The sequence below is a fragment of the Streptomyces sp. XY006 genome (genome assembly GCF_002237655.1).
Taxonomy (GTDB): domain Bacteria; phylum Actinomycetota; class Actinomycetes; order Streptomycetales; family Streptomycetaceae; genus Streptomyces; species Streptomyces levis.
The window spans coordinates 86462-100959 of the sequence record NZ_NOKT01000014.1 but is presented as its reverse complement, the minus strand read 5'-3'; the positions used below and the strand labels follow the sequence as shown (position 1 = coordinate 100959).

14 protein-coding genes are annotated in these 14498 nt (G+C 73.3%); all 14 read right to left on the bottom strand.

Going from position 1 to position 14498, the window contains the following annotated elements; translation table 11 throughout:
• Window positions 1-196 precede the first annotated feature (196 nt).
• Complete coding sequence (locus CHR28_RS18010) at window positions 197-1063, bottom strand: alpha/beta hydrolase (protein ID WP_094054665.1); 867 nt, start codon at window positions 1061-1063, stop codon at window positions 197-199.
• A gap of 316 nt (window positions 1064-1379) precedes the next feature.
• The gene (gene kynU, locus CHR28_RS18005) at window positions 1380-2564 is read right to left on the bottom strand and encodes a kynureninase (RefSeq protein ID WP_094054664.1); all 1185 of its coding nucleotides are present in this window, start codon (window positions 2562-2564) and stop codon (window positions 1380-1382) included.
• Window positions 2557-3387 carry a tryptophan 2,3-dioxygenase family protein gene (locus CHR28_RS18000; RefSeq protein WP_094054663.1) on the bottom strand — a complete coding sequence of 277 codons (831 nt, stop codon included), beginning with the start codon at window positions 3385-3387 and terminating at the stop codon, window positions 2557-2559. The genes kynU and CHR28_RS18000 overlap by 8 nt, the downstream gene beginning before the upstream one ends.
• A 148-nt stretch (window positions 3388-3535) precedes the next feature.
• Window positions 3536-3949, bottom strand: a complete 414-nt coding sequence (locus CHR28_RS17995) for a DUF3151 domain-containing protein (RefSeq protein ID WP_094054662.1) — start codon at window positions 3947-3949, stop codon at window positions 3536-3538.
• 258 nt (window positions 3950-4207) lie between these two features.
• A complete protein-coding gene (locus tag CHR28_RS17990; RefSeq protein WP_094054661.1) occupies window positions 4208-5674 on the bottom strand; it encodes an MFS transporter in 1467 nt (488 codons plus the stop codon).
• Window positions 5675-5814: 140 nt separating this feature from the next.
• Complete coding sequence (gene fbaA / locus CHR28_RS17985) at window positions 5815-6837, bottom strand: class II fructose-bisphosphate aldolase (protein WP_094054660.1); 1023 nt, start codon at window positions 6835-6837, stop codon at window positions 5815-5817.
• 148 nt (window positions 6838-6985) lie between these two features.
• On the bottom strand, window positions 6986-7534 hold the full coding sequence (gene pyrE, locus CHR28_RS17980) for an orotate phosphoribosyltransferase (protein WP_094054659.1): 549 nt from the start codon (window positions 7532-7534) through the stop codon (window positions 6986-6988).
• A 10-nt stretch (window positions 7535-7544) separates the two neighbouring features.
• Window positions 7545-8333 (bottom strand): aldose epimerase family protein, encoded by a 789-nt coding sequence (locus CHR28_RS17975; protein WP_094054658.1) that lies wholly within the window; start codon window positions 8331-8333, stop codon window positions 7545-7547.
• 71 nt (window positions 8334-8404) lie between these two features.
• On the bottom strand, window positions 8405-9334 hold the full coding sequence (locus tag CHR28_RS17970; RefSeq protein ID WP_094054657.1) for an SRPBCC domain-containing protein: 930 nt from the start codon (window positions 9332-9334) through the stop codon (window positions 8405-8407).
• Between the two features lie 213 nt (window positions 9335-9547).
• The gene (locus tag CHR28_RS17965) at window positions 9548-11203 is read right to left on the bottom strand and encodes a polyamine aminopropyltransferase (RefSeq protein WP_094054656.1); all 1656 of its coding nucleotides are present in this window, start codon (window positions 11201-11203) and stop codon (window positions 9548-9550) included.
• 123 nt (window positions 11204-11326) lie between these two features.
• Complete coding sequence (locus CHR28_RS17960; protein WP_179272478.1) at window positions 11327-11854, bottom strand: DUF2617 family protein; 528 nt, start codon at window positions 11852-11854, stop codon at window positions 11327-11329.
• Between the two features lie 568 nt (window positions 11855-12422).
• Complete coding sequence (locus tag CHR28_RS17955) at window positions 12423-12716, bottom strand: hypothetical protein (RefSeq protein WP_094054654.1); 294 nt, start codon at window positions 12714-12716, stop codon at window positions 12423-12425.
• A gap of 178 nt (window positions 12717-12894) precedes the next feature.
• Window positions 12895-14157 carry a tyrosine-type recombinase/integrase gene (locus CHR28_RS17950; protein ID WP_094054653.1) on the bottom strand — a complete coding sequence of 421 codons (1263 nt, stop codon included), beginning with the start codon at window positions 14155-14157 and terminating at the stop codon, window positions 12895-12897.
• Between the two features lie 87 nt (window positions 14158-14244).
• Entirely contained in the window at window positions 14245-14484 is a 240-nt protein-coding gene (locus CHR28_RS17945) for a helix-turn-helix transcriptional regulator (RefSeq protein ID WP_094054652.1), read from the bottom strand.
• Window positions 14485-14498 lie beyond the last annotated feature (14 nt).

Genomic DNA, 14498 nt, shown 5'->3' with positions numbered 1-14498 from the left:
GCACCCCACGGCGTCGTCACGGCAGGCCTTCGCTGCGCATCCCACGGTCGTCCCCCTCCAGCGCGCCCGGCCATCGGGGCTGCGTGGAAGGGAAGTTACGGAGCGCGAGCCGTCGTCCGCGTCCCGCCGGGGGACTCACCTGCGGGGTAGCTCTCAAGTACTAGGGGTATGACCGGGGACGGCCACGACAGGCCCGCTACCAGGCCAGTTGCGCGATCTCCTCCGCCACCACCGCGCACGCGTCCGCCGCCGGGTCGATGAGCGGGAAGTGCCCCACGTCCTCCAGCAGTGTCACACCCACCATCTCCCCCGCCTTCGCCGCCGCGTCCGCGAAGGACTCGGCGACCATCTGCGGCACGTCCAGGTCGGCGCGGCCCTGGACGAGGGTGGTGGCGATGCCGGTCGGCAGCAGCAGCGCCGGGTCCGTCAGCGCCTGCCGCTCGGCGAAGTGCTCGTCGCCGCCCAGGAGTTGGCGTACCGCACCGTCGCAGACGTCCAGCTTGTCGGCGACCGCGAAGTCCGCGATCGGGGCCAGGGCGACCACGCCGCGCAGGGTCGCCGAGCCACCGCCGCGCCAGGGCGAGCCGGCCGGCAGGACGTGCCGGGCGGCGCCCCACAGCGCGAGGTGCCCGCCCGCCGAGTGACCGGTCAGCACCGTGCGGCGCGGATCGGCCTGCGGCAGGAGCTCACCCACGAGCGCCGGGAGGGCGTCCAGCGCGGCGGCGACGTCGTCGAACGTGTCGGGCCAGCGGCCCGCGACGGAGGTGCCGTCGCCCCCGCGCCGGTACTCGACATTGGCCACGGCGAACCCGCGTCGGGCCAGGAAGGCTGCGAAGGGGCTGATGTGGCGCCGGTCGTACGGACCTCGCCAGGCACCGCCGTGCAGCACGGCCACCACCGGGGCGGGCCCGCCCGGGCCGCCCTGCGCGCGGGGCACGTAGAAGTCGATCACCTGGTCGGGGTGGTCGCCGTAGGCAGCGGTGGCGTCGGGTTCGACGGGCGCGTGGGAGAGGGCCGACTTCTCCTCGGCAGCGGCCCGTGCTGCTGCGGCGTCGTCCGTCATGCTCCAACCTCTCAGCGAAGTAACGTACGCGGCGGACCAGGGGAGTTCAGCCGTTGGCCGGGACGGTACCAGGCCCGTGACATGCGGGGACACGGGGATGTCACGCTGGGTGAGGCCCGGCCGGTGCCCCCGTCTCGGCGCTGGCGGGCCGGGAACGCCCGAGGCGCCCGGGCGTTCCCGGCCCACCGCGGCTCAGCCCGACATCACGGCAGTCCAGCGTCCCGGCTCAGCCCAGCGTCCCGGCCCAGCCCGACATCCCGGCCCAGCCCAACGTCCCGGCCCAGCCCAACGTCCCGGCCCCGCCCGACATCCCCGCTCAGCTCAGCGTCCCCGCCAGCACCCGCGCGGCCCGCTCCACGTCGGCGAAGCCCACGTACAGCGGCGTGAAGCCGAAACGCAGCACGTCCGGTGCCCGGAAGTCGCCGACGACGCCCTGCTCGATCAGCCGCTTCATCACGTCACCGGCGTCGGCGCAGCGCAGCGCGATCTGGCTGCCCCGCTCCGCGTGCGCCACCGGCGTCAGACACTCCACCCGGCCCTCGGGCACGTATGCCGCCACGCACTCCAGGAAGAAGTCCGTCAGGGCGAGGGACTTGGCCCGCACGGCCTCCACCGACACCCCGTCCCACACCTCCAGGGCCGCCTCCAGGGCGAGCATGGAGAGGATGTCCGGCGTGCCGACCCGGCCGCGCACGGCCCCGGCGGCGGGTTCGTAGCCGGTGCGCATACCGAAGGGCTCGGCGTGGGAGTTCCAGCCCGGCAGCGGGGAGTCGAAGCGGTCCTGCAGCTCCCGCCGCACGTACAGGTACGCCGGCGAACCGGGGCCGCCGTTGAGGTACTTGTACGTGCAGCCGACCGCCAGGTCCACCCCGTGCGCGTCCAGCCCCACCGGCAGCGCGCCCGCGCTGTGGCACAGGTCCCAGACGACGTACGCGCCCGCCGCGTGCACCGCGTCCGTCAGTCCGGGCAGGTCGTGCAGCCGGCCGGTGCGGTAGTCCACGTGGTTGAGCAGCACGGCGGCGGTACGGCGGCCCAGCGCGTCCGGCACGTCGGCCGGGGCCACGGGCCGCAGCGTGCAGCCGGTCATCCGGGCGGCGGACTCGGCGATGTACCCGTCGGTCGGGAAGGTCGTGGCGTCGACGACGATCTCGTCCCGCCCCTCACCGGCCATCCGCACCGCGCCCACGAGTGCCTTGAAGACGTTGACGCTCGTGGAGTCCCCGACCACGATCTGCCCGGGCGCGGCCCCGACCAGCGGGGCGATCCGGTCGCCGATCCGCTCGGGCGCCGTCCACCAGCCGCTCTCCTCCCACGACCGGATGCGCAGCTCGCCCCACTGGCGGCGGACGACGTCCGCCACCCGCCCGGGGACGACGGCCGGGAGCGCGCCGAGGGAGTTGCCGTCGAGGTAGACGACGTCGTCGGTGACGAACTCCGCCCGCTTTCCGGCCAGTTCGTCGACGGAGTCCAGCTTCTCCGCGCGCATGCTCAGCTCAGACATACGACCGCGCCGTCCACAGCTCGGGGAACACGTTCTTCCGCGCGCGCTTCTCCAGCCAGGCCACCCCGGCGGAGCCGCCCGTGCCGGTCTTGGCGCCCATCGCGCGGCGGGTGGCGACGAGGTGGTCGTTGCGCCAGCGCCACACCAGCTCGGCGACATCGCTCAGCGCCTCGCCGAGGCGGGCGACCTCGTCCTGCTCGTCGCCCGAGTACACGGCCGTCCAGGCCGCCTCCACCTCCGGCGAGGGCTCGTAGCGCTGCGCGACGTCGCGCCGCAGCACGGACTCGGGGATGTCGTACCCGCGCCGCGCGAGCAGCCGCACGACCTCGTCGTACAGGCTCGGCTCGTGCAGCGCCTTCTCCAGCTCGGCGTGCACGCGCGGGGCGCCCCGGTGCGGGACGAGCATCGACGCGGACTTGTCGCCGAGCAGGAACTCCATCCGCCGGTACATCGCCGACTGGAAGCCGGAGCCCTCGCCGAGGGCGCTGCGGTACGAGTTGAACTGGGCCGGCGTGAGCTGGGCGAGCGGCTTCCAGGAGGCGTTGAGCGCCTCCAGTTCCCGTACGGACCTCTTCAGCGCGGCGATGGCGGTGGGGACGTCGTCGCCCCGCAGCGCGTGTGCCGCCGTCTCCCACTCGTGGACGATGACGGTGAACCACAGTTCCATCACCTGGGTCGTCACCAGGAAGACCATCTCTCCGGGGTCGTCGGAGAGGGTGTGCTGGAGGTGCGTGAGCACGTCCGCCTTGACGTAGTCCTCGTACGGCGTCGTGCCGTGGAAATCGAGATGCGGGGTCTCGGGCTCGTGAGCCTCGTGGGACATCGCTGTCTCCTGCAGATAACTCCGGGTAGCGGTCCGCCCCTGCCGATGCCGGCACGGGGGCCCCGGTCCCCATCCGCATCCTGCGGTCTCGCTTCCCCGACCGCAAGGCCCGCCGCCGGACGGGACGGGCCTCACGTGCGCGGACGCGTCAGCCGAGGACCTGCGCCGCCGTCGGCGAGGAGTCCTTCAGGAACTGGGAGCAGCGCTCGTACTCCTCCTGCTCGCCGATCGCCTGCGCGGCGCGGGCGAGGGCGTGCAGGGCCCGCAGGAAGCCGCGGTTCGGCTCGTGCTCCCACGGCACCGGGCCGTGGCCCTTCCAGCCGTTGCGGCGCAGCGCGTCCAGGCCGCGGTGGTAGCCCGTACGGGCGTAGGCGTAGGACTCCACGGCCGCGCCACGCTCGAACGCGTCGTCGGCGAGCTGCGCCCAGGCGAGCGAGGAGGTGGGGTGCGCGGCGGCGACGTCGACGGGCGCCGCGCCCGACGCGAGCATGTCCCGGGGGCCGGGGTCGTCGGGGAGGTGAGTCGGGGGCGGACCCCCGAGAAGGTTCTCGTGAATGGACATGCCCCAAGTCTGCGCCATACCGACGACAGCGGCCCCGCCCCGGGTACCTACGCCCCCGGGGCCGCGGGGGCACCCGCCGCCGGGTGGCCGGGGCCGCGGGGGTAACCGGCCGTGCTGCCGGGCCGCGCGGGATCCGGGCGGGCCTCCGCAGTGGAACCCGGCCGGGCCGCCGAACCGCGGAGGAACCCGGCAGCGCCACCGAACCGCAGCGGAACCCAGCCGCGCCACCGAACCGCAGCAGGACCCGGCCAGCCGGTGCTACGCCAGACGCTTGCGGGCCGGCTCGCCCTCCAGCGGTGGGGACGTGACGCCGGCGTGGCGCAGGCACTCCGGGCGCTTGCAGCCCGGCGGCGGCCTGCGCACCACCGCGGCCGCCACCAGCGCCCCCGCGACCAGTGCCCCCGCGCACCACACCATGGCCCGGCCGAACGCCGCGTCGAAGGCCGCCGGCTCCCGGTACGCCTCCTCGCCCATCCCCGCCAGCAGCGGCAACGCCGCCACCGCCACCAGCCCGGCCGCCCGGGCCGCCGCGTTGTTGATGCCGCTGGCCAGCCCGGCCCGGGCCACGTCGACGGAGCCCAGCACCGTCGCGGTCAGCGGCGCCACCAGGGTCACCATGCCCAGCCCGAGCACCAGCAGCGCCGGCAGCACGTCGCCCGGGTACGACGCGCCCGGCCCGACCCGCAGCATCAGCAGCATCCCGGCCGCGCACAGCAGCGGTCCCACCGTCAGCGGCAGCCGCGGCCCGATCCGGTCGGCCAGTTCCCCGGAGCGCGCGGACAGCAGCAGCATCAGCACGGTCGTGGGCAGCAGCGCCGTACCGGCCGCGAGGGCCGAGTAGCCCACGACCACCTGCAACTGCAGCGCCGCGAGGAAGAAGAACCCGCCGAGGGCGGCGTACACGCACAGCGTGACGAGGTTGACGGCCGTGAACTGCCGGGACGCGAAGATGTCGAGCGGCATCATGGGCTCGGCCCGGCGCCGCTCGACGGCCACGAAGGCGACGGCCGCGGCCACCCCGGCCAGAGCCGACACCGCCGCCACCGCACCGTCCTGCCCGGCCTCGATCAGCCCGTACGTCACCAGCGCCAGCGCCACCGCGCCCAGCACCGCCCCGAGCACGTCGAACCGCCCGTGCGCCCTGCCGTCCCCGGACTCGGGCACGTGCCGCAGCGCGACCGGCACGCACAGCGCCGCGAGCGGCACGTTCAGCAGGAACACCCACCGCCATCCCGGCCCGTCCACCAGCCAGCCCCCGACGAACGGCCCGACCGCCGCCCCGATCCCGCCGAAGCCGGACCACAGGCCCACGGCCCGCCCCCGGTCGTCGGGATGGAAGGAGGCCTGGATCAGCGCCAGCGACCCGGGCGTGAGCAGCGCACCGCCCACCCCTTGCAGGGCGCGCGCGGCGATGAGCACCTCCGCGTTCGGCGCGACCCCGCACAGCAGGGACGCCACCGCGAACCACACCACCCCGACGACGAAGACCTTCCGCCGCCCGAACCGGTCCCCGAGCGCACCGCCCAGCAGGATCAGCCCGGCCAGCGTGACCATGTACGCGTTGACGGTCCACTGCAGGGCGGCCATGTCCGCGTCGAGGTCACGGCCGATGCGCGGCAGGGCGACGTTGACGACGGTCGAGTCCAGCAGCGCCATGGAGGAGCCGAGGACGGTGGTCAGCAGGATCCACTTGCCCTGCGGTGAGGCCAGCCGGACGTCGGGCATGCAGGGAGCATACGGAAGAGCCCGGCACCTGAGCAGGTGCCGGGCTCCACACGAGCGAACCGGGGCGAACCCGACGCGGACCGGGCGCGAGCCGGGGAGAACCCGGGCCGGACCGGACCGAACCCCCGGCTGACCGGGACTTACTTGATCTTCGTGCCGGTCGAGCGCAGGTGACCGCAGGCCTCGACGACGCGCGCGGCCATGGAGGCCTCGGCGAGCTTGCCCCAGGTGCGCGGGTCGTAGGTCTTCTTGTTGCCGACCTCGCCGTCGACCTTCAGGACACCGTCGTAGTTGCGGAACATGTGGTCCGCGACGGGGCGCGTGAACGCGTACTGGGTGTCCGTGTCGATGTTCATCTTCACGACGCCGTTCTCCAGCGCGGTGCGGATCTCCTCCTCCGTGGAGCCGGAGCCGCCGTGGAAGACGAAGTCGAACGGGGAGGCCTTGCCGAACTTGGCGGCGACGCCCTCGTTCAGCTCCTTCAGCAGCTCGGGGCGGAGCACGACGTTGCCCGGCTTGTACACGCCGTGCACGTTGCCGAAGGACGCGGCGAGCAGGTAGCGGCCCTTCTCGCCCAGGCCGAGGGCCTCGGCGGTGCGGATCGCGTCGTCGACCGTGGTGTACAGGGAGTCGTTGATCTCGTGGGAGACGCCGTCCTCCTCGCCGCCGGTCGGGGTGATCTCCACCTCGAGGATGATCTTCGCGGCGCGGGCCTGCTCCAGCAGCTCCTGCGCGATCGAGAGGTTGTCGGCGAGGGTCTCGGCGGAGCCGTCCCACATGTGCGACTGGAACAGCGGGGAGAGCCCGGCGTCGACGCGCTTCTTGGACAGGGCCAGCAGCGGGCGTACGTACCCGTCGAGCTTGTCCTTCGGGCAGTGGTCCGTGTGCAGCGCGATGTTCACCGGGTACTTCTCGGCGACGATGTGCGCGAACTCGGCCAGGGCGACCGCGCCGGTCACCATGTCCTTGTTGTACTGACCGCCCAGGAACTCGGCGCCACCCGTGGAGATCTGGACGATGCCGTCGCTCTCCGCCTCAGCGAAACCGCGCAGGGCCGCGTGCAGGGTCTGGGTGGAGGTCACGTTGATGGCCGGGTAGGCGAACTTTCCTGCCTTCGCCCGGTCCAGCATCTCGTTGTAGACCTCGGGAGTTGCGATGGGCATGCGTCCGCTCCTTGTATCTGCGGGTTGACGTACTGCTGTGTCTAACGGCCCTGACCTAGACCTTGGGGTGCGACGTCATCGTCGGCCCCATCTTTCCAGACTTGGCCGGAAGGTCCAGGCCACCGTCCACGCCCTGGTCACTCCGCGGTCAGTCGAGGCCCAGCTCGTCCTTGGAGAAGGCGAACAGGTACGGCACCCCGGCGCCCTCCCGGATCTTCTCGTCGGCGCCGGTCGCCCGGTCGACGATGGTCGCGACGGCGACGACCTCGGCCCCGGCCTCGCGCACGGCCTCGACGGCGGTGAGCGGGGAACCGCCGGTGGTGGAGGTGTCCTCGACGACCAGCACGCGGCGGCCGGCGATGTCCGGGCCCTCCACGCGGCGCTGCAGCCCGTGCGCCTTGGCGGCCTTGCGCACGACGAACGCGTCCAGGCGCTTGCCGCGCGCGGCGGCCGCGTGCAGCATCGCGGCGGCGACCGGGTCGGCGCCCATGGTGAGGCCGCCGACGGCGTCGAACTCCAGGTCGGCGGTCAGGTCCAGCAGCACCTGCCCGACCAGCGGGGCGGCCTCCCCGTCGAGGGTGATGCGCCTGAGGTCGACGTAGTAGTCGGCCTCCAGACCCGACGACAGGGTCACCTTGCCGTGCACCACGGCCTTGTCCTTGATCTGCTGCAGCAGCGCGCCGCGCGTGTCCGTCATGGCGCCCAGCTTAGAGGCGGCGCCAGCTCCAGGTGGTGGCGGCCTCCAGCGGCTCCAGGGGCGTGACCAGGCGCGGCAGGGTGTTGAGGCCGTTGGGCGGGCCGGTCTGCGGCTCCACGCACACGGCCTCGCGCTGCTCGTCGTAGACGACCACCCACTCCTCCCGGCTGGTCACCTTCAGCTCCAGCTGCCCCGGCCAGGTGAGGGTCACGTCGACGCCGCCGGGCATGCCGAAGCAGTCGTCCCAGGGGCCGGGCTTGGGGTCGAGGCGGTTGCCGGTGGGCAGGTGGTCGTCGCCGCGCTCCTCCTGCCAGGCGGGGTCGAAGGCGAGGGTCACGTCCTCGCCGCCGAGGTTGCGGTTGAACCAGGGGTGCCAGCCGATCTGCGCCGGGAAGGACGACTCGTACGTCTCCACGGACATGGTCAGCGTCAGGCTGTCCTCGGTGAGGGCGACGATCTGGGTGACGCGGCCGTGGTGGGGCCAGGGTTCGACCAGCTCGTAGGTGAGCACGGCCTCGTCCGCGCTCGTGCGGGCGGTGCGCCAGGCGTGGTCGCGTACGGTGCCGTGGATGGCGTGGGGCGGGGCGTTCAGCGGCATCTGCCGCACGACGGCGCCGTCCAGGAACCGGCCGTCCCGGATCCGTCCGCACCAGGGCACCATCGGGAAGCAGCCGAACCGCTCGCCCTGCCGGAGCAGCTCCACGCCGCCGATCCGCAGCCCTCCGACCCGGCCGCCGTTGCCCGGCTGCACGGTCACCTCCGCGTCACCCGCGGTCAGCGTGATGTCTTCGTCGCTCACGGGACGACCCTACTGGGGTGATCAAGAGGGCCCTCGGTGGCTCGCTTCCTCCGGGGCCGCGGCCGGGCGGCTCAGCGGCGCCGGCGCAGGGCCCGGACCGCGACGATCGCCGAGGCCACGGCGAGGGCGGCGGCGGGAGCGGCCCAGCGCAGCGGGGCCGGGGGTGTGACGGTCTGGGGTGCGGGCACGGGGGCGTAGCGGCCGCGGGGCGGGGCGTGGTCGACCTCCTCGGCGCTGCGGCCGATCATGGTCCGTCGCGCGTGGGCCGCCTCGGCGACGTCCTCGTCGTCCTCGTCGTCCTCGATGCCGTGGCCCTCGTCGCGCTCGTTCCCGGGGTCGAGCGGGGAGGGCGGAATCCCGGCGCCGGGGCGGGGTCCTTCGGTCAGGCCCGGCTCGGGGCGGGGTGCCCGGCCGGCGCCCTTCTCCTCACCGCTGCCGCCCGCCCCGCCGTCCGCCGGCGGTGGCGGCGGCGGATCGTCGGCGTCGGGTGTCGTCTCGTGGTCCGTGGTGACCCGGGGCTCGGCATCCTGCGGGCCGGGGGGCGTGGCCGTCTCCGGTGCGGGCGGCGTGGCCGTCTCCGGTGCCGCCTGTGCGAGGTGCTCCGCGAAACGGTTCAGCAGCCGGGTGACCGCGCCCTCCACCGCGTCCGCCGGCAGGTCCCTGATGCGGCCGTCGGCCGTGGCCGTGGCGTCGAACAGCACGGTGCAGCCGTCCTCCGCCTCCCGCAGCGCGATCCGCAGCGCGAGCGTGACCGAGCCGCTGCCGCGCGACTCCTGCGCCGACCCTTCGACGCCGTACGTGTCGGTGCCCCGCCGGGAGACCCGTACGGCTCCCCGGTAGGTGACGGAGTGGCTGCCGACCCGGATCTTCAGCCGCCCGGCGACCGGCTCGGCGCCGGCGTCCTGCTGGAGCCCGGGCACCGCCCGGGCGACCCGCGCGGGGTCGTCCAGCACCTCCCTGAGCCGCTCGGCCGGAACCGGAACGAACACCTCGTGCTCCATGTCGACGGACTCTACCCAGCCACGGCCGCCTCGCACCCGCGCCTGATGAATTAACCCCTGATCCATCCCCACGAGGCGTACGCTCCGGTGCCCGCCGAAGCCCACCCCGACCTGCCGGACGCGCCGCGCCCGCGGGACGCGGCAGCCAGTCCCCCAGGACGCGGCGGTCAGCCCCGCGGCAACGCGGCGGTCAGCCCCGCGGGAACGCGGCGGTCAATACCGGGGATGCACCAGCGTCGACGCCGGCAGGCCGGCGATCCGCGTCTCGCGTGCCGCTCGTTCGCCCGCCGCGAGGGACGCGTCCGTGAGGACGAGGGGGCGTGGCCCGTCCGGGTCGAGTCGTGGCCGGGGCCGTGTGCCGGCGGCCAGGACGAAACCCCAGTCCCGGGGCGCGCGGGCGCGATCCGCGGGCGTACGGTCGGGCCCGACGGCGAATCCGGCGTACCGCCCGCCGGCCCGGTAGGGGGCGGTGTCGAAGCCGGCCGCGCGCAGGGTCGACTCCACGGTCCAGTACACGCGCGGGCTGGACTCCACCGGCCCGGCGTGCACCACGACCCGGCCGCCCGGGGACAGCACGCGCCGCGCCAGGCCGTAGAACTCCTGCGAGTACAGCTTCGTGCTGGCCGTGATGCCCGGGTCGGGCAGATCCGACACGACCACGTCGTACGCCGCCGGGGGCGCGCCGCGCATCCGGCCGAAGGCGTCGCCGATCGTCACGTGCACGCGCGGGTCGCCGAAGGCGTGCCGGTTCAGCGCGGACAGGCCCGGGTCGGTGCGGGCCAGCCGGACGACCTCCGCGTCGAGCTCGACGACGTCGACCCGGTCCACGCCGGGATGGCGCAGCACCTCGCGGGCCGCCAGTCCGTCCCCGCCGCCGAGGATCAGCACGCGCGCGTGGGGCCCGGCCATCGCGGGGTGGACCAGGGCTTCGTGATAGCGCCGTTCGTCCCGCCCGCTGACCCGCAGACGCCCGTCCAGGAACAGGTCCAGGGGCCGGCCCTGCGTCCCTCCCTTGAGTATGACCTCCTGCACCCCGCTCTGCAGCGCCACGCGGACATCCCCGCCGTACACGGCGTGCCGCGCGGCCCGTTCGAAGTCGTCGACGAGGACGGCGGCCGAGGCGAGGACCGCCAGCACGAGCGCGTTGCCGAGCAGCAGCAGCCACCGCGCCCGGCGGCTCAGATCGCGGCGGAACAGCCCGAGCACCAGCGCACCGCCGACGACCGCGTTGACCGCGCCGGTGAGCAGCGCGCCCGTCAACTGCCCGAAGAACGGCAGCAGCAGGAACGGGAAGGCGAGTCCGCCGACCAGCGCGCCCACGTAGTCCGCGGCGAACAGGTCGGCCACCGCGCCGCCGGCGTCCTGGCGGCGGACGCGCTGGATCAGCTCCATCAGCAGCGGGACCTCGGCCCCGATGAGCAGCCCGGTGGCGAGGGAGAAGGCGACCAGCACGCAGCGCGGTCCGTCGGCCCACAGGCCGCCCCAGTCGCCGGTCCAGGCGAAGACGGCGTACAGGGCCATCGCGCTGCACCCGCCGACCAGGGCGAGGGCGGCCTCGACGGCACCGAAGCCGGCCGCGGCGCGGGGACGCAGCCGCTTCGCGGCGAGGGAGCCGAGGCCCATCGCGAAGACCATGACGGACAGCACGACGGATGTCTGGGTGACCGAGTCGCCCATCAAGTACGCGGCGAGCGCGACGAGTTCCAGCTCGTACACGAGTCCGCAGGCCGCGCAGACGAACACGCCCGCGAGGACGAGGAACCGTCCGGTGCCGGGCCGGACGGGCAGGAGCGCCGGGCCACCGGGGCCGCCCCGGGCGCTCCGGTGCGGCGGGGAACCGGGCTTGGCGGGCGCGTGCGGCTCGATCACGCTGCGACGTTACGTCACGCCTCGACCGCGGTTCGTCACCCACACGTGTGGTGCCGGTTTACGGGTGGCCGATGCCGGTACGAGATCGGGTCGGGCACCGGAACCGCTCACTTCGAGGGCGGTTCAGTTGGCGGAGGCCGTCGCCGGGACGCGCACGCCCACCCTCGTCCGGGTCGCCACCAACTGCCCGTCCTGCGGGTACGCGTGCCAGGTCCGCCAGTGCACCTGTCCCTCGTGGTGCTGGGCGAGCAGGGCCGTGAAGGCGTGCGGGCTGCCGGGGAAGACGCCGGCGAGACCGTGCGGATGGTCGGAGACCAGGGCCAGCAACTCCTGGGCGCGGCCCGCGAAGGAGCCCGGCGAGAGGACTTCGACCCGCGCCGCGAACTCGTACTCCCAGTCGTCCACCCGCTTGGCGACGCCGAGCGGGAGCGGTGTGCTGCTGCCCGGGATGCACGCCACCGTCTCGGAGCGGATGCCTCCCTCCTCCTCCAGCAGCACCTGGTGGGACGCGCCGAGGAGGCGCAACTGCAGTCGGGTGCCCGTCAGTTCGAGGTCGAGGGTGGCCAGAGCGGGAAGCGGCTCGCGCCCCAGGGCCCAGGCGAGGTCGGCCGCGCGCGTATCGGTGTAGGAGGTGTTCAGGGTCGTGAGCATGGATCGGCTCCGCAAGCACACAAGGAGAGGGAGGTGGGTCCGCCGCGCCCCGGTCGCACCGGGTGATTCGGCCCGGGTCAGCCCGGTCGGCCGGTTTCGGGGAGGTGTCCGCCAGACGTCCGAGAGGCTGCGTTGGTAAGGGAGAGGGAATCATGAACCGTGGTGCCGCCACAGCGTTTTTACCCAAGTTCGTAGGGTTTCCATCCCTCAGAGGGCTCCACAGCTCAACTGTTCAACTACGGCGTGCGCCGGTGCCGGGGAGGCGTGCGCCGGTGCGCCCCGCCCCGCGCCCGGCACCGGCCCGGACCGTCGCGGCAGCACGCGGCCGGCCGCGGAAGTCACCTGTTGAAGGCGCCAGTTGCGCGCCGGGCGACGGAACCCGGCCCCGCCCGGGCTGTCTTGTCCTACAGGCATGCGAACGTGCCCGAGCGCACGCGATTCCGCCCGACAGCCGTGCGACGGATCCTCCGTACGGGAACCCCGGACAGCGGAGCGCGGGGCCCGCCCCAGGTGCGGACCCCGCGCGCGGTGGTTGCGGCTTCCCCGTCGGGTGAGCGGCCGACCGGGGTCAGCTGCCCCCGCCGCCGCAGCCACCGCCCCCGCCGCAGGACGACCCGCCTCCGCAGGACGAGCCTCCGCCGCAGGAGCTTCCCCCGTGGTGGCTGTCGCCGCCGGACGAGCCGGAGTCGCCCCCGCCCGCCCACCAGCTCGTGCTGCCGCTGTCGCTGGACGACCTGCTGGACGTCCGCGCCCGGTTCCGCGTCGTTCCCGCGGGACGGCGGGAACCGCCCCTGCGGGCGAGCGACACCAGCGCCCCCACGAACAGGACCCCGATCACCGCCAGGATGATGCCGAAGAACATGGCGTCACCCTCCTTCCGTTTCCCCCGAAGCGGCCCCCCGTGGGCGCCTCGCTCTAGCGTGACCGGGAGATTCCCACCCCCCGACCGAGCCAAAGCAGAGTTGAGGAACTTCAGAGGGTTCCGTAGGGGTGATGGCCCCTGACCTGCACAGAAAGGCAGGTCAGGGGCCATTCGTGGTTCACCGGGCCGCCTGTGGGCCGTGATCTTCCTGAGAGACGCGCTGAAACACCGTGTCGATGGCGCGGCGTGCCCTCTGGCGGCTGTCGGGCATGAGGTGGGCGTACACCCGCAGCGTGAGCCCTGGGTCAGCATGCCCCATGTACTCGCTGACGGCCTTGATGTTCTCACCCGCGTCCAGCAACGCGGATGCGTAGAAGTGCCGTAGCGCGTGCATGCCGTGCTCGCGCGCCGACACGTACTTGCCGTCGTCGTCCGCCTCCGGGATGAGGCCGGCGGCCGCCAGTGCGGGCTTCCACTCCTTGCCGTTGAAGTTGCTGCGCCACACCATGCCCCCTTGCTCAGCCGTGAAGATCAGCCGGGCAGACACCTTCGGCCCCTCCGGCACATCCCACGGCAGCGTGATCTCCACGGGCTTGTAGGCGTCCATATGAGCCCGGAGGGCTTCCGCCACGGAGTCGGGCAGCGGGACCGCCCGCTTCTTGCCGCCCTTGGGGAGTGCGAACACCGGGTGTCCTTCCACATGCTTGATCTGCCGGACCACGTGGAGCGTGCGCCCGTCGGTGTCGATGGCGTCCTCAGCGAGCCCGAACACCTCGCCCTGGCGCAGGCCGCATCCGGCCCCGGCGTTGACCATGGCTTGGTACCGCTCCAGAAGAGCCGCACGAACGGCGAATACCTGGTCGGGCACCCACGGGACTACGGGATGCAGGTCAGGCTTGGGACGCCGAACGGTCCGGGCACCGCACGGGTTGCGCGACAAAAGCGTGTCGTCGACAGCGGCAGACAGGACCGACTGAACGTCGGCGAAGATGTTCCGGGCGTAGGACGGGCCGATGCCTGGCTTCGCTTCCAGTGCGGCCACGAACTCCCTGATGTGCTCCGGCCGGAAGGTCCCGATCGGACGGGAGCCGAGAACCGGGTACGCGTGCAGCCGCAGGCGCCGGCCGAGTTCCTTCCGGGTCATCGGGCTGGGTGTCTTACTGTCCAACCACTTCTCGGCGTACTGCCGGAACGTGATCTGCATGGACTTGGGGTCGGTGTACTGACCGCGCGTCATGTCCGTCTCAACGGCGCTGAGCCACTTCTCAGCGAGACGCTTCTTGCCGTCGGGGAAGCTCTTGGACTTCTCGGTTCCGTCGGGGCCGATGTAGCGGGCGCGGTAGCGCAGGCCGGTGCCGTGGCGGTCGGTCTTGACGCGGACGGTCTTGCCGGCGGAATTGGTCTCGGTCTTGAACCAGCGGTCTTGGATGTGACCTGCCATGTGGGGCGTAATCCCTTCCGGGCATGGGACGGGGAGGGCCGCCGTGTGGCCCTCCCCGGGGTGTTGGGTGGTGCGGATGCGGCAGGCTCAGGCCGCGTCGTCGAGGGCGGTGCGTTCGGCCTCCCACGCCTGTACGGCGGCGGGGTTGAAGCGGAGGTAGCGGCCGACGCGGAAGCCGGCCGGGCCGATGCGCTTGCGTCGCCACTGGTAGACGGTCTCGACGCTGGGGAGGCTGAACATGGTGACCAGGTCTTCGGGGGTCAGGTAGCGGTCCGGGAGTCCGCCGCGGAGCAGGGCGCGCGGGTCGGTCGGCTCTTCGGTGACCATGGCTGGTGACTCCT

What these genes read in the sequence shown, in the direction of transcription:
- CHR28_RS17955 (WP_094054654.1), bottom strand. Translation starts at nt 12,716, where the DNA reads ATGTTCTTCGGCATCATCCTGGCGGTGATCGGGGTCCTGTTCGTGGGG.
- kynU (WP_094054664.1), bottom strand. Translation starts at nt 2,564, where the DNA reads ATGTCTGAGCTGAGCATGCGCGCGGAGAAGCTGGACTCCGTCGACGAA.
- CHR28_RS17990 (WP_094054661.1), bottom strand. Translation starts at nt 5,674, where the DNA reads ATGCCCGACGTCCGGCTGGCCTCACCGCAGGGCAAGTGGATCCTGCTG.
- CHR28_RS18000 (WP_094054663.1), bottom strand. Translation starts at nt 3,387, where the DNA reads ATGTCCCACGAGGCTCACGAGCCCGAGACCCCGCATCTCGATTTCCAC.
- CHR28_RS17960 (WP_179272478.1), bottom strand. Translation starts at nt 11,854, where the DNA reads ATGCTCACGACCCTGAACACCTCCTACACCGATACGCGCGCGGCCGAC.
- pyrE (WP_094054659.1), bottom strand. Translation starts at nt 7,534, where the DNA reads ATGACGGACACGCGCGGCGCGCTGCTGCAGCAGATCAAGGACAAGGCC.
- CHR28_RS17950 (WP_094054653.1), bottom strand. Translation starts at nt 14,157, where the DNA reads ATGGCAGGTCACATCCAAGACCGCTGGTTCAAGACCGAGACCAATTCC.
- CHR28_RS17995 (WP_094054662.1), bottom strand. Translation starts at nt 3,949, where the DNA reads ATGTCCATTCACGAGAACCTTCTCGGGGGTCCGCCCCCGACTCACCTC.
- CHR28_RS17945 (WP_094054652.1), bottom strand. Translation starts at nt 14,484, where the DNA reads ATGGTCACCGAAGAGCCGACCGACCCGCGCGCCCTGCTCCGCGGCGGA.
- fbaA (WP_094054660.1), bottom strand. Translation starts at nt 6,837, where the DNA reads ATGCCCATCGCAACTCCCGAGGTCTACAACGAGATGCTGGACCGGGCG.
- CHR28_RS17970 (WP_094054657.1), bottom strand. Translation starts at nt 9,334, where the DNA reads ATGGAGCACGAGGTGTTCGTTCCGGTTCCGGCCGAGCGGCTCAGGGAG.
- CHR28_RS18010 (WP_094054665.1), bottom strand. Translation starts at nt 1,063, where the DNA reads ATGACGGACGACGCCGCAGCAGCACGGGCCGCTGCCGAGGAGAAGTCG.